Consider the following 18,681-nt stretch of genomic DNA (forward strand, 5'->3'; position numbering starts at 1 on the left):
TGGATCAAGTCCCTTCGTGTGATGGTGGTGGCGCATCGGCTGAAGACAGAAAGGTCTGTCTGAAGGGTGTTGCACAAGGTTGTGTTCGGGCAGGTCAGGGCCTGTGACCGCGGTCTTCTGGTCATGATGCGAGGGCGAGGTTGTGCATGTGAGCGACGGCCTGGACCGCGTGGTGGAGTCCGTCGCCGCGCTGTCGGCAGTCGCGGAGGATCTTGTAGTTCTTCATCCGTCCGATCACATGTTCCACGCGGGCTCGGACCTTGCGGTGGGCGGCGTTGTCCTCCTCCTCGCCGGGCAGCAGGGGCCGGTGGGGGCGTTTACGGTGCGGCACCGCCATCCCGCAGTTGAGGTAGGCGCCGTCGCCCAGGACGGTCACGCCCTGGCAGTGTTCAGCCAGGCCGGAGGCCCGCCAGGCATGGGCGTCCGCGGTGGTGCCCGGCACGGGATGGGCGGCGGCGATCACCAGGCGGGTGTCGGCATCGATGACGGCCTGGTGGTTCGTGGAGTACCGGTAGTTCTTCGACTGCTCGGCCACCGAGTGATCACGCGTGGGCACCAGGGTGCCGTCCACGATGAGGACGGTGTCCTTGCGGAACCGCTTGCGTGGCTGGAGCGCGAGCATCGGCCCGAGGTGGTCGACGACACGGTCTGCCGCGGACTTCGAAATGCCGAACAGTGGGGCCAGTTGGCGCCGTGTCAGGTTGGTGCGCCAATAGGCGGTCACGAGTAGCACTCGGTCTTCCAGAGGAAGCTTCCACGGCCGCCCCCGCGCGGGTGCGGCCGCGTTCTCGCGGCGCACTGCGGCCACCAGACGAGTGAAGAGCCGTGGGCTGAGTCCTGTGAACGGGGCTACCCAGAAAGTCTCTGATGCTGTGATCACACCTGCCGCGATCGGGATCGTCGCACATCAAGATCAGTTATGGGCTGCCTTCTTGAGGGCCGGGCAGTAGGTCAAGGGGGCGAGGCGTCGCGACGGTGTTCTCGACCGCCTTCCCGTGTGCCCGGCTCAAGGAGGGCTTCGAGACGCTCGATGTGGTCTTCGCCCCACCGGCCGAGTGGGGTGAGAGCGGTAAGGAGCGAGTGGCCGAACTCGGTCAGTGAGTACTCCACCTTCGGTGGCACCTGGTGATGGACCTCGCGGTGCACCAGACCGCTGGCCTCCAGCTCCCGCAGATGCAGGATCAACATCCGTTCACTGATGCCGACCACCGTTCGGCGTAACTCGCCGAAGCGCAGTGGCCCCTCACCGAGCCAGAACAGGATCAGTCCCTTCCATTTTCCTCCCATGACGTCGATGGCAGCGTCCAGGCCGCAGGTATAACTCCGCTTCCGCACCAGCACTCCCCCTAACAAAAATGTGGGTACCGAACAGAATTGTAGGTACTTGCAGAAGTGTTGGTGCCGCCGCAGCATGGATCAGGCATCGCATCGAGAGGGCAGCAACTCCGTGTGATGCCGGCTATTTGACCCGATTCACGCTTCAGATGCATCGGCATCAGGCAGGAGTAAACGTATGACCGGGCACCACCGCACTTCCGTGACCGTCGTCGGGCTGGGCTCGATGGGCAGCGCATTGGCTGAGGCATTCATCGACGCCGGACACCGGACCACCGTTTGGAACAGGACGGCATCGAAGGCCGTGCCGCTCGTGTCCAAGGGCGCTATTCACGCGCAGACGATGGACGAGGCAGTCGCGGCAAGTCCGTTGATCATCGCTTGTCTGACCACATACGAGAGCACCATCGAGGCCCTGGAACCGGCCACTGCCACGCTCAAGGGGCGGGCCCTAGTGAGCCTGAACAGCGGTTCGCCGGCCGGTGCACGTCAGATGGCCGAATGGGCGCTCGGGCACGGCGCGCGTTACCTCGGCGGGGCGATCAAGAACGTTCCGTCTGCCGTCGGAGCTGAGGACACCCTCCTGTATTACGGCGGCGACAACACCGTCTTCGACGAGTTCGCGTCGACGCTGCGGGCGTTGGGCGGTGACACCGTCTACCTCGGTACCGACGCCGATCTCGCCGCCCTGTACGAGATGGCGGTGGGCGGCACCCTGCTGCCTGCGCTCGTCGGCTTCTTCCAGGGTGCGGCAGCGGTGCAGGCGCGTGGCCTTGAGGTGGCCTCAATGGTGCGGTTCAGCATCAAGTGGTTCGAGATGATCAACTCAGTGCTGCCGGTCTTCGCAGAGGAGATTGACCGCGGCGACTACAGCAATCCCGCGTCCTCGGTAAGTCTGTTCCTGGCTGGAGCCGCGCATGACGAGGAACTCGGCAAGGAAGCGAACCTCGACATGGAGTGGCATAAGCCCTTCCACGACTTGCTGAAGCGAGCCGTCGAGGCCGGCTACGGCGACCACAGCATCTCCGCCCTTACAGAGATACTCAAGAATCCGGCGCCGACCGCATAACCCGAGACCGCACACAACTGGGAGCGAAGGGGATCAATCACCCAAGCACCCGGACTGCTGGCCGGGCACGCTCAACTACAGCCATACCAAACAGCTGCGACACCCCTGGCGCCAGGAGCAACACGAGTCCGGGCGCCCCGTTGAGGGGCGTATCCCGGCAACCGTCATCTCAGTTACGGGACAAGCTTTAGGGCTCGCAGAGAAGCAACACGTTGATTCTCTGCGAGCCCTTAGTTAAGAGAAGCGTCGGTATTCGACAGGGGCGGGTTCCGTGACGGGCCGCGAACGGGCCGGTCGGGGGAGGGAGTCATCGGGTGCAGGCCGCGTCGAGCAGCTCGCGCGCCGCCCGCTTGGCGGCTTCGGCGGTCAGGTCCGCGTGGTCGACGCGGGTCGCCGCCAGTGTGCCGTCGATGAGGAGTGTCAGCTGGAACGCGAGTGTGTCGGGATCGCCGGCTCCGGCCGCGGCGGCCAGATCGCGCACCCAGCGTCGGACGGCGTCCTTGTGCTCGGCGGCAGCGGCGTGCACCGTGCTGCCGGGCCCGTACTCCGCCACCGCGTTGATGAACGCACAGCCCAGCCGGCCCTCGCGTGCCGTCCTCTCCAGTGCGACGAAGACGCCGAAGAGCTGTTCCCGCGGGTCCTCTCCGGCCGCGAGAGCCGCGGTGCGCAGATGCCGCCGCCAGTTGTCGTCCATCCGTCGCAGATACGCGACGACCACGTCGTCCTTGCTGGGGAAGTGCTTGTACAGCGTGGCCTTGGCGACCCCCGACTCGGCGATCAGCCGGTCCACTCCCACGGCGTGGATGCCATGGGCGTAGAACAGCTCGCTGGCGGTGTCGAGAATGCGGTCCCGGGCCGGGCGTCGCTCGATCATGCTGCGAGTGCCGTGGAGGATTCTTCCGGTAGGTCGGTGACTGCGTGCCGGTCGAGTCTGGCCAGCAGATCGTCCAGGTCGGAGGTGGTGAACTTCCACTGGAACGGCTGTGCCGTGGCGTTGTAGCGGTCTTCGAATCTTCGGAGCCGGTCCCTGACCTGGTCGAGGTCGGTGAAGTCGTTGGGTGCGACGACCTTGCGCTGCACGATGGAGAAGAAGATCTCTATCTGGTTCAGCCAGGAGGCATGGACGGGTGTATGGACCGTGACGGCGTTCGGAAACCTGTTGGCCAGGCGGTCTGTGGCCGACTGGCCGCGATGTGAGGAGCCGTTGTCGACGATCCAGTACACGCGTTTCGCGCTGGCGTAGGGCTCGCTGGTCATCACCTGCTCGACCAGTTTTCATGAACGGCACGATGCCGGTGGTCTGTTCACAACGGCCGAAGACTTCGGCCCGGTGGATGTCGTAGGCGGCCAGGTAGGCCAGGGCTCCGCCGCGCCCGTAGGTGTGGTTGACGCGCATCGTGCGGGCCTGGCCGGGGGCCAGGGTGGGGTGGCAGCGGCAGCGGGCCTGGATGGAGGTCTTCTCATCCGCGGAGATGACGTACTCGTCTTCGCCGAGCGGGACACTGTCGAAGGTGCGGGCGTAGAGGTCCAGGACCCGTTGAGCGGCGGCGCGGAAGTTCGGGTCACGGATGAAGATCCAGGAGCGGTGCTGCCAGGGCTTGAGTGCGTCGTCCTTGAGCCAGCGGCGCACCGTGGAGGCGGAGATCGTCTCGGTGATGGCCCGGGTGACGGCCTCGCGCGCGAGCTCGGGGCATGACCAGCGGGAGAGCGGGGTTTCGGTTTCGGTGGGCAACTGGCAGGCCGGCGCCTTGATTTCGGCGATCTGCAGCGCGGTGAATGCCGACGGTCGTCCCGATCGCTTGCGGTCGGCCAGGGCAGGCACCCTGCCGGCCGCGAATCGGCCGCGCCAGCGGCGCACGGTGTCCACGTGCAGGTGGGTTTCGGCGGCGATCCGGGCGTTGCCGCGACCTCGTGCCGCCAGGAGCACGATCGTCGCCCGCTGGCGTGCCTGGTGCGGGGTTTTGTGGCTGTAGGCCATCTTCTTGAGTCGGTGGCGCTCGGAAGCGGTCAGCTCCACGGGCACGGCAGAGCACACGGGCATGGAAGGAGAGCGGCCCATCTCTCGGGGCGGTGAACGGGAGGGACAGCGCCGGCTTCCCTCACCGGCGCAGCCCTCAAGTCCCCGGTGGCCAGGGCGTGCCCGATAGGTCGTTGACGAACACGCCCCTCGGAGGTCAGCTGGTGACGTACTGCTCGCGGTACTCCGCGGTGGGGGCGATGGGCGTGATCACGTCGATCAGGACACCGTTGGGATCGGCCACGATGAAGTGCCTTTGCCCGAAGTCCTCGCTGCGCAGTTCAAGGATGGGGTGCAGCCCTTCGCTGGTGACGAGCCGTTCCCATTCCGCGTCCACGTCCTCCACCTCGAAGTTGAGCAGCAGGCCCTGTGCGGGGACCCGGTGGCCCGTGGGAACCGTCGGGTGGCTGTGGTCGAGGAGGGCGAGCTCGTACCCGGGATCTCCCGGCTGGCGCAGGCTGACGTACCAGTCGGCCTCGAACGTCGTCTCGAACCCCAGCAGCCGGGTGTAGAAGTCGTGGGACTCTCGCAGCTTCGCTGTGCCGATCACGGGATAGAAGCCGGTCAGCTTCATACCTGAACCCCTTTCACATACCATCAGTATGCGAATGACGTTATTCGCATACTGATGGTATGTCAATGAGGAGTGCGATGCGACAGCACGGCATCCGGGCACAGCAGCGGGAGCAGACCAGGCAGGCGCTGCTGCTGGAGAGCAGGCGCCTGTTCTCAGGCAGCGGCTACGGCGCGGTGGGCCTGGCGGAAATCGTCCAGGCAGCCGGAGTGACCAAGGGTGCGCTCTATCACCACTTCACCGGCAAGGCGGACCTCTTCCGCGCCGTCCTGGAAGAGATGCAGCAGGAAGTGGGCCGACGCGTGGCCGCGGCCGCCGACGCCCACGACGATCCCTGGACCCAGCTGACCGCTGGCTGCCAGGAGTTCCTCGCCGCGACCACCGATCCGGACATCCAACGCGTCATGCTGGTCGACGGGCCTGCCGTACTGGGATGGAGCCAATGGCGGGCGATGGACGAAGCCGCCTCGGCCCGCCACCTCGCCGACGCGCTGTCCTCCCTCATCGACGCAAGGATCATCGCCCCGCAGCCAGTCGCTCCACTGGTCCACCTGCTGTCAGGGGCAATGAACGAGGCCGCCCTGTGGCTCGCATCCTCCTCCGACCCCGAAGACCTGGACCACACCAAAGCCGCGCTGACGCAACTGTTGCAGGCCCTGCGAGCCGGTTGACGTGATGACCACGCAACAGGGCGCAATCGCTCCGCTGTCGACCCACGCACACCACACGCCCAGTGCTCAAGTCAACCCCCGAAGGACTTCCGGAGCCGACCACTTAGCTGGTCGCCGTGAGGCGGACGTCGTTTGCAGCAGTGGCCCTGCTCGATCGCACGGACCATGGACCTGCTCTGGGCATCGCCCGCAACACCCTTCTCGAGCCGGACGGCACCCTGCTGTCACAGGAGTACACGCCCGACGACGCACCGCTGGATCGGCCCGAGGTCGACCGTGCCGATCTGCGCGACCTGCTGCTGGACTCCCTCCCTGAACACGCGGTGCGGTGGGGGCGCGCGTTCGAGCCCGCCGACGACGGACTGCTGCACTTCGCCGACGGCGGCAGCGCGACGTACGACCTCCTGGTCGGCGCGGACGGCGCGGGCTCCCGGGTCCGCGCGCTGCTCACCGACGCCCGGCCGGCGCACACCGGCCAGAACGTCGTCGAGATCGGTATTCCCGACATCGACCGCACCCACCCCGACCTCGCCGATGGTCGGACGCGGCAACTACTGGGCGCTCGGCGGCGGACAGTCCCTGGCGGCGCAGCGCAACGGCGACGGCCGGGTGCGCATCGGACTCAACTTCTACGACACCGGCGAGGACTGGTTCGCGACCAGCGGGATCCCGTTCGGCGACCCGGCCGCCGCCCGGGCGCGGCTGATCGACCTGTTCACCGGCTGGCATCCACGCTTCACCGCGCTGATCGCGGCCTGCGACGACACGGTCCTGCCTCGGCAGATCTCCACGCTCCCGGTCGGTCTGACGTGGCCGTCGACACCCGGCGTCACCCTGCTCGGCGACGCCGCGCACCTCATGCCGCCGGTGGGGCAGGGTGCCAACATGGCGCTGCTGGACGGCACTTCGCTCGGGCTCGCGCTGGCCGCGCACCCGGACGACTTCCCCACCGCCGTCAAGGAGTACGAACGTGAGATGTCCGAACGCACCAGCGCGGCCGGTCGCCAGTCCGCCCGGATCCAGGAAATGCCGGCGTCACCGGACGCCGCCCGCAAGATCCTCGCGTTCTTCCAACCCGGCTGACCGGATCCGGCTCTCTTGTGGTTACTCGGGAACTGTAGGAGAGTGAGGGCTGACCTGGAACAACGCACTTTTCGGCGACTGGGGGACCTGATGGCGTCCAAGCAACTGCTCAAAGGCCTGCCCGAGGACGCCGACCTGCGGCGCGTGGACTCCCTGGCGCGGGAGATCTTCTCGGACGTCGCCAACAAGTGGGCGCTCCTGATCGTCGAGGCGCTCGGCGAGCGCACCCTGCGCTTCAGCGAGCTGCGCGACGAGGTCGAGGGCGTCAGCCACAAGATGCTCACCCAGAACCTGCGCATGCTGGAGCGCAACGGCCTGGTCGACCGGAAGGTGTACCCCACCGTGCCGCCGCGAGTGGAGTACACCCTCACCGAGCCGGGCCGGGCCCTGCGCACAGCGGTCGACGCCATCTGCGGCTGGACTCACCAGCACCTCGGCCACATCGAGAACGCACGCGACCGCTTCGACACCTGACGGGCACACCGCGGCGGCCGAGCGCGTCGTCACGCCGATGAAGCCTTCCGGGAGGCGGGCGCACGGCTCGATGCGTTCACGTGTCCGCCAGTCTGGCCTCCTCCAGGTCCAGTGAGCGTTGCAGGCGGCGCCGTGTGGTGTCGCTGATGCGGTGTTCGTCGTAGAGGCGCTGGAGTTCGGCCTCCTCGACCGTGATCAGGTCGCGGCGCAGCTGGCGGTAGGTGCGGTCGGCGGACTCGGTCGACGGGCCGGCGCACGAACGCCATCTGCCACGACAACGGCGTCACCAGCGACGCCACCGCGCCGACCGCCGCGGCCGAGGCGAGCACCAGCCCTATGGACAGCACCCCGACCGGCTTCCACAACACGCGCAGCTCGCGCCAGGACATCTCCTCGGCGCTCGCGTACAGCAGGGGCGGCAGGACGACGAGGCCGATGCCCTCGGGGCTGATCTCGATCCGCGGGGTGCCCGGCAGCAGGGCCACGACGAGTCCGGCGACGACGAGCAGGGAGGGCGCGGGGATACGCCACCGGCGCGCGAACGTCGCCACCAGCGTGGCGAGCACCACGAGAGCCAGGACCGTTCCCACGCCGCGCATGCCGTCCCCTCGGCCAGAAGAAGGAGACCTTGTGGCTCCCCGCCGACCAGACTTCCCGGCACACCGCCTTCACCCTATCGGGCTCAGCCTTGTCAAGGCAGTGTCAACGTCCCCGTGAGCGCCGACAAGGATGTGTCAAGAAGTGTGCGGAGGCGGTGGTGGAGGGGCTTCGGTAGGGGGAAGCAAGCCTTTTCCCACGGGAGTGATCATCGGTATGAGTGCGGTGCCGCCCGGGACGGGTCATGTCGTGCCCGGTCGACTGAAGGTCTACCTCGGGGCGGCTCCCGGAGTGGGCAAGACCTACCGCATGCTCGACGAGGCCCGGCGCAGGGTCTCGCGCGGCGCCGACGTCGTCGTCGGGTTCGTGGAGTGCCACGGCCGTGCGCGCACCGAGGAGATGCTCGACGGGCTGGAGGTCGTCTCCCGCGCCTCCTGCGACTACCGCGGCGGACGGTTCGAGGAGATGGACCTCGCCGCGGTCCTCGCACGCCGGCCGCAGGTCGCGATCGTCGACGAGTTCGCCCACACCAACGTCCCGGGCGGCGGCCGCAACGCCAAACGCTGGCAGGACGTCGAGGAACTCCTCGCCGCCGGGATCGACGTCATCAGCGCGCTGAACATCCAGCACCTGGAGTCCCTGAACGACGTCGTCGAGAACATCACACGGGTGCCGCAGCACGAGACGGTGCCCGACGAGGTCGTCCGACGGGCTCACCAGATCGAGCTGGTGGACATGCCGCCCGAGGGGCTGCGGCGGCGGATGGCGCACGGCAACATCTACGCCCCCGAGAAGGTCGACGCGGCGCTCGCCGACTACTTCCGGCCCGGCAACCTGACCGCGCTGCGGCAACTGGCCCTGCTCTGGGTCGCGGACCGCGTGGACGAGGCCCTCCACTCCTACCGCTCCGAACACGGCATCGGCGGGGTGTGGGAGACACGGGAGCGGGTGGTCGTGGCCCTGACCGGCGGACCGGAGGGGGACACGCTCATCCGGCGGGCCGCCCGGATCGCCGACCGGTCGGCCGGTGGCGACCTCCTCGCCGTCCACGTCACACGCAGCGACGGCCTGGCCAGCGGCGCGTCGCACGCCTCCCTGGCCCGGCAGCGGCGGCTGGTCGAGGACCTCGGCGGCAGCTACCACTCGGTGGTCGGCGACGACGTCGCCACCGCCCTCGTCGACTTCGCCCGCGCGGAGAACGCCACCCAGCTCGTCCTGGGCACCAGTCGCCGCGGTCGGCTGGAGCGCTTCGTCACCGGACGCGGCACCGGCGAGACCGTCGTCGAACTCTCCGGTGACATCGACGTCCACAAGGTCACCCACGAACGCGCCGGCCGCGGCACGCTGCTGCCCTCGCGCCGGCGCACGCTGTCGACCGTGCGCAGGATCGCCGGCCCGGTCGCCGGACTGCTGCTGCCGGTGGCGCTCACCTTCCTGCTGGACCTGGACGTCGCCCGAAACAGGCTCAACCTCACCAGCGAGGCGCTGCTCTATCTGCTCACCGTGGTGGGAGTCGCCTGCATAGGCGGGGTGGCGTCGGCGGTGATCGCGTCGGTGACCGCCTCCCTCCTCCTCAACTACTGGTTCATCCCGCCCATCGGCCAGTTCACGCTGGACGACCCCAACGCCCTGATCGCGCTGGCCGTCTTCGCCGTGGTGGCCGCGATAGTGGCCGCCGCCGTCGACCGGTCCCTGCGCCTGTCCCGGCGCTCGGCCCGCGCCACCGCCGAGGCCGAGACGATGTCCTCGCTGGCCGGCACCATCGTGCGCGGCGGCGCGACGATCCCGGCACTGGTGGAACGCGCCCGCGAGACCTTCGGCATGGACTCGGTGGAGCTGGTGGACGAGCCGCGCGACACCGACGGGGCCACGGTGGTGCCGACGGGGCCCGGCGCGTTCCTGGTGCTGCGCGGCCGTACCCTCCCCTCCTCCGAGCGGCGCGTCCTCGCCGCGTTCGCCGCGCACGTCGGCGCCGCCGTGGAACGGGCCCGGCTTGCCGAGGCCGCCGCCGAGATCGAGCCGGTGCGGGCCGCCGACCGGATGCGCACGGCGCTGCTGCGGGCCGTCGGACACGATCTGCGCACCCCGCTCGCCGCGGGCTGGGCGGCCGTCGCCTCCCTGCGCAGCCACGACGTCGAGTTCTCCGCCGAGGACAGGGACGAACTCCTCGCCACCGCCGACGAGTCCATGGCCCGGCTGAACCTCCTGGTGGAGAACCTCCTCGACCTCAGCCGCCTCCAGGCGGGCGCCCTCACCCTGAACCTGCGGCCCACGACCCTGGAGGAGGTTCTCCCGGCGGCACTGACCGACACCCCCGAGGTGGAGGTCGGCGACCTGGAGGAGATCCCGGCGGTGCTGGCCGACCCGCCGCTGCTGGAGCGCGTGATAGCCAACCTCGTCGGCAACGCGGCCCGCCACAGCCCGGCCGGGCGCAAGGTGCTGCTGACCGCCAGCGCCCACGCGGGCCGCGTCGAGGTACGGGTCGTCGACCGCGGCCCCGGGCTGCCGCCCACGGAGCGCGACCGGATCTTCGAGCCCTTCCAGCGTCTCGGCGACACCGACAACACCACCGGACTCGGCCTCGGGCTGGCCCTCGCCCGGGGTCTGACCGAGGCCATGGACGGCACCCTGACCCCCGAGGACACTCCCGGCGGGGGACTGACCATGGTGGTGTCCCTGCCCTTCGCCGAACGGCTCGGCCGAACCAGCGGTGCGCGGAGCGTGAGCGGCGGCGCGTGAGTCGCACCGGCGACCACAGGAAGCGCCGACCACAGGATTCGCCGACCACAGGAGGCGAAGGCAGGCGAAGGCACCGGTCCTACGGCTGTCGGGGCGGGCCGTCGGCGTGTTCGAGCGCGACGAGGGATCCGGTCCCGCAGATGGGGACGGCAGTCGTATGAGTTCCGTCAAAGCCCGACCCGTCGCCGTAAGGGAGGTGTCAACGGCGACCGAATCCGGCCACGGAGGCGGTTTCCTCTGATCGTCCGTTCCATTCGAACCTCTTCTAGGAGCTCGCGATGGCCGATCTGGCCTTCGTCGTCACCACGATCGCGGTTTTCGCGCTGGTGGCTCTCGTCGCCAAGGGAGTGACGAAGCTGTGACTGCCGAGAACATCGTCGGCCTGATCGTGGCCGTCGCCCTGCTGGGCTATCTCGTCCTCGCCCTGATCTTCCCCGAGAGGTTCTGACCATGACATCAGCTGCTGCCGCAGCGGGCGGGATGAGTCCCGTCCTCGCCGGCGTCCTCCAGCTGCTGGCTCTGACGGTGGCCCTGGGGCTCGTCTACATCCCGCTCGGCGACTACATGGCCAAGGTCTACTCCTCGGACAAGCACTGGCGGGTCGAGAGGTGGATCTACAAGGGCATCGGCGCCAACCCGGACACCGAGATGCGCTGGACCGCGTACCTGCGCGGCGTCCTCGCCTTCTCGGCGGCCGGCGTCCTCTTCCTGTACCTGCTCCAGCGGCTCCAGGGTGTGCTGCCCGGCTCGCTCGGCTTCGCCGCCATCGACCCGGACCAGGCGTTCAACACGGCCGTGTCGTTCGTGACGAACACCAACTGGCAGTCGTACTACGGCGAGCAGGCCATGGGCCACGTGGTGCAGACCGGCGGTCTGGCCGTGCAGAACTTCGTCTCCGCGGCCGTCGGCATCGCCGTCGCGGTGGCCCTGGTGCGGGGTTTCGCCCGCTCGCGCACCGGTGAACTGGGCAACTTCTGGGCCGACCTGGTGCGGGGCGTCGTCCGTATCCTCGTCCCGCTGGCCGTCGTCGCCGCGCTCGTCCTGGTCGCGTGCGGCGCGATCCAGAACTTCGCCGGCATCCACGAGGTCGGCCAGTTCATGGGCGGGTCGCAGCAGTGGAACGGCGGCGCGGTCGCCTCGCAGGAGGCCATCAAGGAACTCGGCACCAACGGCGGCGGCTACTTCAACGCCAACTCCGCCCACCCCTTCGAGAACCCGACGCCGTTCACGAACCTCTTCGAGATCTTCCTGATCTTGGTCATCCCGTTCGCCCTGACCCGCACCTTCGGCCTCATGGTCGGCTCGGTGAAGCAGGGGTACGCGATTCTCGCGACCATGGGCACCATCTGGCTCGGCTTCACCGCCCTGATGATGTGGACCGAGTTCGCGCACCACGGCCCGGCGTTCGAGATCGCGGGCGGCGCGCTGGAGGGCAAGGAGGTCCGGTTCGGCGTCGGCGGCTCGTCGATCTTCGCGGTGGCGACCACGCTCACCTCGACCGGCGCGGTGGACTCCTTCCACTCCTCCTTCACCGGCCTCGGCGGCGGGATCACCATGCTGGGCATGATGCTCGGCGAGATCGCGCCCGGCGGCACCGGCTCCGGTCTCTACGGCATGCTGATCATGGCGATCATCGCGGTGTTCATCGCCGGTCTGATGGTCGGCCGCACGCCGGAGTACCTGGGGAAGAAGATCGGCACGCGTGAGATCAAGCTCGCGGCCTGCTACATCCTGATCACGCCGGCGCTGGTGCTGGTCTTCGCGGCGGCGGCGATGGCCCTGCCCACGCCGGGCAACTCGATGACCAACTCCGGTGCGCACGGCTTCTCCGAGATCCTCTACGCCTACACGTCCGCCGCCAACAACAACGGCTCGGCGTTCGCGGGTCTGAACGCGGACACGCAGTGGTTCAACACCACGCTGGGCATCGCGATGGCCCTCGGCCGGTTCCTGCCGATGGTGTTCGTGCTGGCGCTGGCCGGCTCGCTCGGTGAGCAGAAGCCGGTCCCGGTCACCGCAGGCACCCTGCGCACCGAGAAGCCCCTGTTCACCGGTCTGCTGGTGGGCGCGATCCTGATCATCACCGGTCTGACCTACTTCCCGGCGCTGGCGCTGGGTCCGCTGGCGGAGGGGCTGGCGTCATGACCACTCGTACAGAAAGCCAAGAGGACTCGATGTCCGCTGTCACTCCGACCCGGGCGCCGCACGGTGATGTGCCCACCGGTCACAAGCCCGCCGAGGGCCGTGTCGGCGCGGGCCTGTTCGACCCCAAGCAGCTGCTGAAGTCGCTGCCGGACGCGTTCCGCAAGCTCGACCCGCGGGTGATGGTCAAGTCCCCCGTCATGTTCGTGGTGTGGATCGGCTCGCTGCTGACCACGGTGTTCTCCTTCAAGGACCCGGGCGACTGGTTCGGCTGGACCATCAGCGCCTGGCTGTGGCTCACCGTCGTCTTCGCCAACCTGGCGGAGGCGGTCGCGGAGGGGCGGGGCAAGGCGCAGGCCGACACCCTGCGCAAGGCCAAGACCGACACCGTCGCCCGGCGGCTCACCGGGGACCGTGAGGAGCAGGTGCCCGGCACCGCGCTGAAGATCGGCGACCTGGTCGTCTGCGAGGCCGGTGACGTCATCCCCGGTGACGGTGACGTCGTCGAGGGCGTGGCCTCCGTCGACGAGTCGGCGATCACCGGCGAATCGGCCCCGGTCATCCGGGAGTCCGGCGGCGACCGCTCGGCTGTCACGGGTGGCACGAAGGTGCTCTCCGACCGGATCGTCGTGAAGATCACGACGAAGCCGGGGGAGACGTTCATCGACCGGATGATCGCCCTGGTCGAGGGCGCGGCGCGGCAGAAGACGCCCAACGAGATCGCGCTGAACATCCTCCTCGCCTCCCTCACCATCGTGTTCCTGCTGGCGGTGGCGACGCTGCCGCCGTTCGCGGACTACGCCGGCACGCACCTGACGATGGTCGTCCTGGTGGCGCTGCTCGTCTGCCTCATCCCGACCACGATCGGCGCGCTGCTGTCCGCCATCGGAATCGCCGGCATGGACCGGCTCGTGCAGCGCAACGTGCTGGCCATGTCGGGTCGTGCGGTCGAGGCCGCGGGTGACGTCTCGACGCTGCTGCTGGACAAGACCGGCACCATCACCCTCGGCAACCGCCAGGCGTCCGAGTTCGTGCCCGTGACCGGCACGAGCGAGGCCGAACTCGCGGACGCCGCCCAGCTGTCGTCGCTGGCGGACGAGACGCCCGAGGGCCGCTCCATCGTCGTCCTGGCGAAGGAGAAGTACGCCCTGCGCGAGCGGCAGCAGGGCGAGCTCACGGGCGCGGAGTGGATCGCCTTCACCGCCCAGACCCGGATGTCGGGCGTGGACGTCGACGGCCGGAAGATCCGCAAGGGCGCGGCCGGTTCGGTCGCCGCCTGGGTCCGGGAACAGGGCGGCGAGGTGTCCGAGGACGCCGGCGCGCTCACCGACCGGATCGCCGCCGCGGGCGGCACGCCGTTGCTGGTGGCGGTCGAGGACGCGGGCGGCGCCCGCGTGCTGGGCGTCATCCACCTCAAGGACGTCGTCAAGGACGGCATGCGGGAGCGGTTCGAGGAGCTGCGCCGTATGGGCATCAAGACCGTCATGATCACCGGTGACAATCCGCTGACCGCGAAGGCGATCGCCGACGAGGCGGGCGTCGACGACTTCCTCGCGGAGGCCACTCCCGAGGACAAGATGGCGCTGATCAAGCGGGAGCAGGCCGGCGGCAAGCTGGTCGCGATGACCGGCGACGGCACCAACGACGCCCCCGCGCTGGCGCAGGCGGACGTCGGGGTGGCGATGAACACCGGCACGTCGGCCGCGAAGGAGGCCGGCAACATGGTCGACCTCGACTCCAACCCGACCAAGCTCATCGAGATCGTCGAGATCGGCAAGCAACTCCTCATCACCCGGGGCGCGTTGACGACGTTCTCCATCGCCAACGACGTCGCCAAGTACTTCGCGATCATCCCCGCGCTGTTCGCGGCGGTCTACCCGGGCCTGGACAAGCTCAACATCATGGGCCTGTCCTCGCCGGACTCCGCGATCCTGTCCGCGGTGATCTTCAACGCGGTGATCATCATCGCGCTGGTCCCGCTGTCGCTGAAGGGCGTGCAGTACCGGCCGGTCAGCGCCGACCGGATGCTGCGGCGCAACCTGACGATCTACGGCATCGGCGGACTGATCGCCCCGTTCGTCGGCATCAAGCTCATCGACCTGCTCATCTCCCTCATCCCCGGGATCGGCTGACCGCCATGAACAACTCGGTAACCAACACCGCCCGGCTGCTCGGGGCGGGCCTGCGCGCCCTCCTCGTGCTGACCCTGGTGACGGGCGTGATCTACCCGCTGGCCGTCACCGGAGTGGCGCAGGCGCTCTTCGACGACCAGGCGAACGGCTCGGAGATCAAGGCGGACGGCAAGGTCGTCGGCTCCTCGCTCATCGGGCAGTCGTACAACCTGCCCCTGAAGGAGGGCCAGGAGACCCCGGAGCCGGACCTGAAGTGGTTCCAGGGCCGCCCGCAGAACGGTCTCGGCGCCAACAGCGTCAACACCCAGTACAAGCTGATCCTGTCCGGCGCGACCAACCGCTCCGGCGACAACAAGGACCTCATCGACTGGGTGACCGCCGCCAAGGCCGCCGTCGTCAAGGACAACTCGGTCGGCGACTACAAGGTCGAGCCCTCCGACGTGCCCGCCGACGCCGTGACGTCGTCCGGTTCCGGCCTGGACCCGGACATCTCCCCGCAGTACGCGGACCTCCAGGTCCACCGGGTCGCCGAGAAGAACGGGCTGTCCGCCGACCAGGTGCAGAAGCTGGTCGACGAGCACACCGACAGCCGCACGCTCGGCTTCATCGGCGAACCCCGGGTGAACGTCCTCGAACTCAACACCGCGCTCAAGGAACTGATCAAGGACAGCTGATGACCCGGGTGCTGGTCGTGGAGGACGACCCCCAGCTCGTCCGCGCCCTCGTGATCAACATGCAGGCCCGCCAGTACGCGGTGGACGCGGCGCCCGACGGCGCCACGGCCCTGCGGCTGGCGGCCGCACGTCAGCCGGACGTCGTCATGCTCGACCTCGACCTGCTCGCCAAGAAGGCCGTCCGCGGCGGACACGACATCCGCCTCACCCCGACCGAATGGCACCTGCTCGACATACTCGTCACCAACCCCGGCCGGCTGATCACCCAGAAGCACCTGCTCCAGGAGGTCTGGGGGGCCACACAGAGCAACAAGACCAACTACCTGCGCGTCTACATGGCCCAACTGCGCCGCAAACTGGAGGCCGACCCCTCCCACCCCCGCTGCTTCATCACCGAGCCCGGCATGGGCTACCGCTTCGAGAGCTGAACACCCACAAAGAGACGAGACCATGGCACGCGGCAAGCTTCGGATATACCTCGGTGCGGCACCGGGCGTCGGCAAGACGTACGCGATGCTCTCCGAGGCGCACCGCCGTGTCGAACGCGGCACCGACTGCGTGGTCGCCTTCGTCGAGCACCACCACCGGCCCCGCACCGAGGTGATGCTGCACGGTCTGGAGCAGATCCCGCGCCGGGAACTGGAGTACCGCGGCGGCACGTTCACCGAGATGGACGTGGAGGCCGTCCTCGCGCGGCAGCCGCGGGTGGCCCTGGTCGACGAGCTCGCCCACACCAACGTCCCCGGCTCCCGCAACACCAAGCGCTGGCAGGACGTCGAGGAACTCCTCGCCGCCGGGATCGACGTCATCTCGACGGTCAACATCCAGCACCTGGAGTCGCTGGGCGACATAGTCGAGTCCATCACGGGCGTCCGGCAGCAGGAGACGGTGCCGGACGAGGTGGTGCGGCGGGCGGACCAGATCGAGCTGGTCGACATGTCGCCGCAGGCCCTGCGCCGCCGCATGGCGCACGGCAACGTCTACAAGCCCGACAAGGTCGACGCGGCCCTGTCCAACTACTTCCGCCCCGGCAACCTCACCGCCCTGCGGGAGCTGGCCCTGCTGTGGGTGGCGGACCGGGTCGACGCGTATCTGACCGAGTACCGCAACGAGCACCAGGTGTCGGCGATCTGGGGTTCGCGGGAGCGGATCGTGGTCGGTCTCACCGGCGGCCCGGAGGGGCGCACGCTGATCCGGCGGGCGGCGCGGCTCGCGGAGAAGGGCGCGGGCGGGGAGGTCCTGGCCGTCTACATAGCGCGCAGCGACGGGCTGACGGGCGCCTCGCCCAAGGAACTCGCCGTCCAGCGCACCCTTGTCGAGGATCTGGGCGGCACGTTCCACCATGTCGTCGGCGAGGACGTCTCGGTCGCGATCCTGGACTTCGCCCGCGGGGTGAACGCCACCCAGATCGTGCTGGGCGTCTCCCGCCGCAAGGGATGGCAGTACGTCCTCGGCCCCGGCGTCGGCGCGACCGTCGCCCGTGAGTCGGGGCCCGACCTCGACGTCCACCTGATCACCCACGACGAGGCCGGCAAGGGACGCGGACTGCCGGCCGCCCGGGGCGCGCGGCTCGGGCGGTCGCGGATCATCTGGGGCTGGCTGGTCGCCGTGGCCGGACCGGCCGTCCTGACGCTGCTGCTCACCAGCGTCACGCCCGAAGTCGGCCTGGCCAACGACATGTTGCTGTTCCTCACCCTGACGGTGGCGGCGGCCCTGCTGGGCGGCCTGTACCCGGCGCTGGCCTCGGCGGTGGTGGGTTCCCTGCTGCTGAACTGGTACTTCACCCCGCCCGTGCACACCCTGACGATCGCCGACCCCAAGAACATCGTGGCGATCGCGATCTTCGTCGGCGTCGCCGTGTCGGTGGCGTCCGTGGTGGACCTCGCCGCCCGGCGCACGCACCAGGCGGCCCGGCTGCGGGCGGAGTCGGAGATCCTCTCCTACCTGGCGGGCAACGTGTTGCGCGGCGAGACCAGCCTGGAGGCGCTCCTCGAACGGGTCCGGGAGACCTTCGGCATGGAGTCGGTGGCCCTGCTGGAACGGGAGAGCGACGTGGCGCCCTGGACCTGCGCGGGACGAGCGGGCGCGGGAGGGCCCGTGGAACGCCCGGAGGACGCGGACGTCGACATGCCCGTGGGCGACCACACGGCGCTCGCGCTGACGGGCCGGGTGCTGCCGGCCGCCGACCGGCGGGTGCTGGCGGCGTTCGCCGCCCAGGCCGTCGTCGTGCTGGACCGGCAGCGGCTGAAGTCCCAGGCCGACCAGTCCCGTGCGCTCGCCGAGGGCAACCGCATCCGCACCGCCCTGCTGGCCGCCGTCAGCCACGACCTGCGCACCCCGCTGGCCGGCATCAAGGCGGCGGTCACCTCGCTGCGCTCCGACGACGTGGCCTGGTCGGAGGAGGACCAGGCGGAGCTGCTCGAAGGCATCGAGGAGGGCGCCGACCGCCTCGACCACCTGGTGGGCAACCTGCTCGACATGTCACGTCTCCAGACCGGCACCGTCACGCCGATCCTGCGGGAGATGGACCTGGACGAAGTGGTGCCGATGGCGCTCGGCGGGGTCCCCGAGGACAGCGTGGAGCTGGACATCCCCGAGACGCTGCCGATGGTCGCCGTCGACGCGGGGCTCCTCGAACGGTCCGTGGCCAACCTGGTGGAGAACGCCGTGAAGTACGGACCGCCGGGCGAGCGCGTCCTGGTGTCCGCCAGTTCCCTCGCCGACCGGGTCGAGGTCCGCGTGGTCGACCGGGGTCCGGGCGTCCCGGACGAGGTCAAGGGGCTCATCTTCGAACCCTTCCAGCGCTACGGGGACGCGCCGCGCGGAGCCGGCGTCGGACTGGGCCTGGCGGTGGCGCGGGGCTTCGCCGAGGCCATGGGCGGCACCCTCGACGCCGAGGACACCCCGGGCGGCGGACTCACCATGGTCCTCAGCCTCCCGGCCGCACCCGGGCCCAGCCGACGCGGCCACGATCACCGAAACTGAGGGACCGTCAGGAGTACGCACCTGGTCGAACACCCCCGCGGTCGCCTCGAACCTGTTCGACGCCTTCGGCAGCGAGGAGAAGACACTGCACGCCGACTTGGGCGGGCACACCGGCACCCCGTGGTTCGAGGCGGACGACGGGAACCGGTTCTTCGGCCGACACCTGAAGTGAGGCCGGGCCGCCGGTCC

General features: G+C 69.2%; 15 protein-coding genes and 4 pseudogenes. 12 read left to right on the top strand and 7 right to left on the bottom strand.

What is annotated here, in order from left to right; all coding sequences use genetic code 11:
* Positions 1-121: 121 nt before the first annotated feature.
* Together ACFYX4_RS39570 and ACFYX4_RS39575 are read right to left on the bottom strand one after the other, a co-directional pair.
* Positions 122-892, bottom strand: coding sequence for a transposase family protein (locus ACFYX4_RS39570; protein WP_389344618.1), 771 nt, complete (start codon positions 890-892; stop codon positions 122-124).
* A gap of 59 nt (positions 893-951) precedes the next feature.
* Positions 952-1,287 (bottom strand): winged helix-turn-helix transcriptional regulator, encoded by a 336-nt coding sequence (locus ACFYX4_RS39575; protein WP_389344620.1) that lies wholly within the window; start codon positions 1,285-1,287, stop codon positions 952-954.
* 226 nt (positions 1,288-1,513) lie between these two features.
* Between ACFYX4_RS39575 and ACFYX4_RS39580 the strand changes: the two genes are divergently transcribed.
* Positions 1,514-2,404 carry an NAD(P)-dependent oxidoreductase gene (locus tag ACFYX4_RS39580; protein ID WP_389344568.1) on the top strand — a complete coding sequence of 297 codons (891 nt, stop codon included), beginning with the start codon at positions 1,514-1,516 and terminating at the stop codon, positions 2,402-2,404.
* Positions 2,405-2,711: 307 nt separating this feature from the next.
* Here the strand turns inward: ACFYX4_RS39580 and ACFYX4_RS39585 are convergent, their stop codons facing one another.
* The 4 genes and pseudogenes from ACFYX4_RS39585 to ACFYX4_RS39600 form a co-directional block, all read right to left on the bottom strand.
* Complete coding sequence (locus ACFYX4_RS39585; RefSeq protein ID WP_389344622.1) at positions 2,712-3,278, bottom strand: TetR/AcrR family transcriptional regulator; 567 nt, start codon at positions 3,276-3,278, stop codon at positions 2,712-2,714.
* The gene (locus ACFYX4_RS39590; protein WP_389344624.1) at positions 3,275-3,661 is read right to left on the bottom strand and encodes a transposase; all 387 of its coding nucleotides are present in this window, start codon (positions 3,659-3,661) and stop codon (positions 3,275-3,277) included. Before ACFYX4_RS39590 ends, ACFYX4_RS39585 begins: the two co-directional genes overlap by 4 nt.
* 100 nt (positions 3,662-3,761) lie before the next feature.
* Positions 3,762-4,463, bottom strand: a pseudogene (locus tag ACFYX4_RS39595) (helix-turn-helix domain-containing protein); the annotation flags it as partial.
* Positions 4,464-4,578: 115 nt separating this feature from the next.
* A complete protein-coding gene (locus ACFYX4_RS39600; protein WP_345626840.1) occupies positions 4,579-4,995 on the bottom strand; it encodes a VOC family protein in 417 nt (138 codons plus the stop codon).
* 77 nt (positions 4,996-5,072) lie between these two features.
* On the opposite strand from ACFYX4_RS39600, the gene ACFYX4_RS39605 reads away from it, so the two are divergent.
* The 3 genes and pseudogenes from ACFYX4_RS39605 to ACFYX4_RS39615 all read left to right on the top strand — a co-directional run bounded on the left by ACFYX4_RS39605 (position 5,073) and on the right by ACFYX4_RS39615 (position 7,223).
* Complete coding sequence (locus tag ACFYX4_RS39605; protein ID WP_389344571.1) at positions 5,073-5,666, top strand: TetR/AcrR family transcriptional regulator; 594 nt, start codon at positions 5,073-5,075, stop codon at positions 5,664-5,666.
* A 197-nt stretch (positions 5,667-5,863) separates the two neighbouring features.
* A pseudogene (locus ACFYX4_RS39610) lies at positions 5,864-6,749 on the top strand (FAD-dependent oxidoreductase); the annotation flags it as partial.
* A 90-nt stretch (positions 6,750-6,839) separates the two neighbouring features.
* Positions 6,840-7,223 (top strand): winged helix-turn-helix transcriptional regulator, encoded by a 384-nt coding sequence (locus ACFYX4_RS39615; RefSeq protein ID WP_389344573.1) that lies wholly within the window; start codon positions 6,840-6,842, stop codon positions 7,221-7,223.
* 254 nt (positions 7,224-7,477) lie between these two features.
* On the opposite strand, the pseudogene ACFYX4_RS39620 reads toward ACFYX4_RS39615, so the two are convergent.
* Positions 7,478-7,822: pseudogene (locus ACFYX4_RS39620) on the bottom strand (cation:proton antiporter); the annotation flags it as partial.
* A gap of 214 nt (positions 7,823-8,036) precedes the next feature.
* Here ACFYX4_RS39620 and ACFYX4_RS39625 point away from each other — a divergent pair.
* From ACFYX4_RS39625 to ACFYX4_RS39660, 8 genes and pseudogenes are all read left to right on the top strand, one after another.
* Positions 8,037-10,559 (top strand): ATP-binding protein, encoded by a 2,523-nt coding sequence (locus ACFYX4_RS39625; RefSeq protein WP_389344575.1) that lies wholly within the window; start codon positions 8,037-8,039, stop codon positions 10,557-10,559.
* A 358-nt stretch (positions 10,560-10,917) separates the two neighbouring features.
* Positions 10,918-11,007: a K(+)-transporting ATPase subunit F gene (kdpF, locus tag ACFYX4_RS39630; protein WP_037659531.1), complete on the top strand. Its 90-nt coding sequence runs from the start codon at positions 10,918-10,920 to the stop codon at positions 11,005-11,007.
* Positions 11,008-11,039: 32 nt separating this feature from the next.
* On the top strand, positions 11,040-12,704 hold the full coding sequence (gene kdpA, locus ACFYX4_RS39635; protein ID WP_389344627.1) for a potassium-transporting ATPase subunit KdpA: 1,665 nt from the start codon (positions 11,040-11,042) through the stop codon (positions 12,702-12,704).
* Positions 12,705-12,733: 29 nt separating this feature from the next.
* Entirely contained in the window at positions 12,734-14,833 is a 2,100-nt protein-coding gene (gene kdpB / locus ACFYX4_RS39640; RefSeq protein ID WP_389344578.1) for a potassium-transporting ATPase subunit KdpB, read from the top strand.
* Positions 14,834-14,838: 5 nt separating this feature from the next.
* Positions 14,839-15,507: a potassium-transporting ATPase subunit C gene (locus tag ACFYX4_RS39645; protein WP_389344580.1), complete on the top strand. Its 669-nt coding sequence runs from the start codon at positions 14,839-14,841 to the stop codon at positions 15,505-15,507.
* On the top strand, positions 15,507-15,935 hold the full coding sequence (locus tag ACFYX4_RS39650) for a winged helix-turn-helix domain-containing protein (protein ID WP_389344582.1): 429 nt from the start codon (positions 15,507-15,509) through the stop codon (positions 15,933-15,935). Before ACFYX4_RS39645 ends, ACFYX4_RS39650 begins: the two co-directional genes overlap by 1 nt.
* A gap of 22 nt (positions 15,936-15,957) precedes the next feature.
* Positions 15,958-18,492 carry a DUF4118 domain-containing protein gene (locus ACFYX4_RS39655; protein WP_389344584.1) on the top strand — a complete coding sequence of 845 codons (2,535 nt, stop codon included), beginning with the start codon at positions 15,958-15,960 and terminating at the stop codon, positions 18,490-18,492.
* A 43-nt stretch (positions 18,493-18,535) separates the two neighbouring features.
* Positions 18,536-18,664: pseudogene (locus tag ACFYX4_RS39660) on the top strand (alpha/beta hydrolase); the annotation flags it as partial.
* Positions 18,665-18,681: the final 17 nt, after the last annotated feature.

Origin of the sequence: Streptomyces sp. NPDC002328, from assembly GCF_042890065.1 — a bacterium.
Lineage (GTDB): Bacteria > Actinomycetota > Actinomycetes > Streptomycetales > Streptomycetaceae > Streptomyces.

Coding starts and splice junctions, on each gene's coding strand:
- ACFYX4_RS39580 (WP_389344568.1), top strand. CDS start 1,514: ATGACCGGGCACCACCGCACTTCCGTGACCGTCGTCGGGCTGGGCTCG.
- ACFYX4_RS39625 (WP_389344575.1), top strand. CDS start 8,037: ATGAGTGCGGTGCCGCCCGGGACGGGTCATGTCGTGCCCGGTCGACTG.
- ACFYX4_RS39600 (WP_345626840.1), bottom strand. CDS start 4,995: ATGAAGCTGACCGGCTTCTATCCCGTGATCGGCACAGCGAAGCTGCGA.
- ACFYX4_RS39650 (WP_389344582.1), top strand. CDS start 15,507: ATGACCCGGGTGCTGGTCGTGGAGGACGACCCCCAGCTCGTCCGCGCC.
- ACFYX4_RS39615 (WP_389344573.1), top strand. CDS start 6,840: ATGGCGTCCAAGCAACTGCTCAAAGGCCTGCCCGAGGACGCCGACCTG.
- ACFYX4_RS39585 (WP_389344622.1), bottom strand. CDS start 3,278: ATGATCGAGCGACGCCCGGCCCGGGACCGCATTCTCGACACCGCCAGC.
- ACFYX4_RS39605 (WP_389344571.1), top strand. CDS start 5,073: ATGCGACAGCACGGCATCCGGGCACAGCAGCGGGAGCAGACCAGGCAG.
- ACFYX4_RS39645 (WP_389344580.1), top strand. CDS start 14,839: ATGAACAACTCGGTAACCAACACCGCCCGGCTGCTCGGGGCGGGCCTG.
- kdpB (WP_389344578.1), top strand. CDS start 12,734: ATGTCCGCTGTCACTCCGACCCGGGCGCCGCACGGTGATGTGCCCACC.
- ACFYX4_RS39590 (WP_389344624.1), bottom strand. CDS start 3,661: ATGACCAGCGAGCCCTACGCCAGCGCGAAACGCGTGTACTGGATCGTC.
- kdpA (WP_389344627.1), top strand. CDS start 11,040: ATGAGTCCCGTCCTCGCCGGCGTCCTCCAGCTGCTGGCTCTGACGGTG.
- ACFYX4_RS39655 (WP_389344584.1), top strand. CDS start 15,958: ATGGCACGCGGCAAGCTTCGGATATACCTCGGTGCGGCACCGGGCGTC.
- ACFYX4_RS39575 (WP_389344620.1), bottom strand. CDS start 1,287: ATGGGAGGAAAATGGAAGGGACTGATCCTGTTCTGGCTCGGTGAGGGG.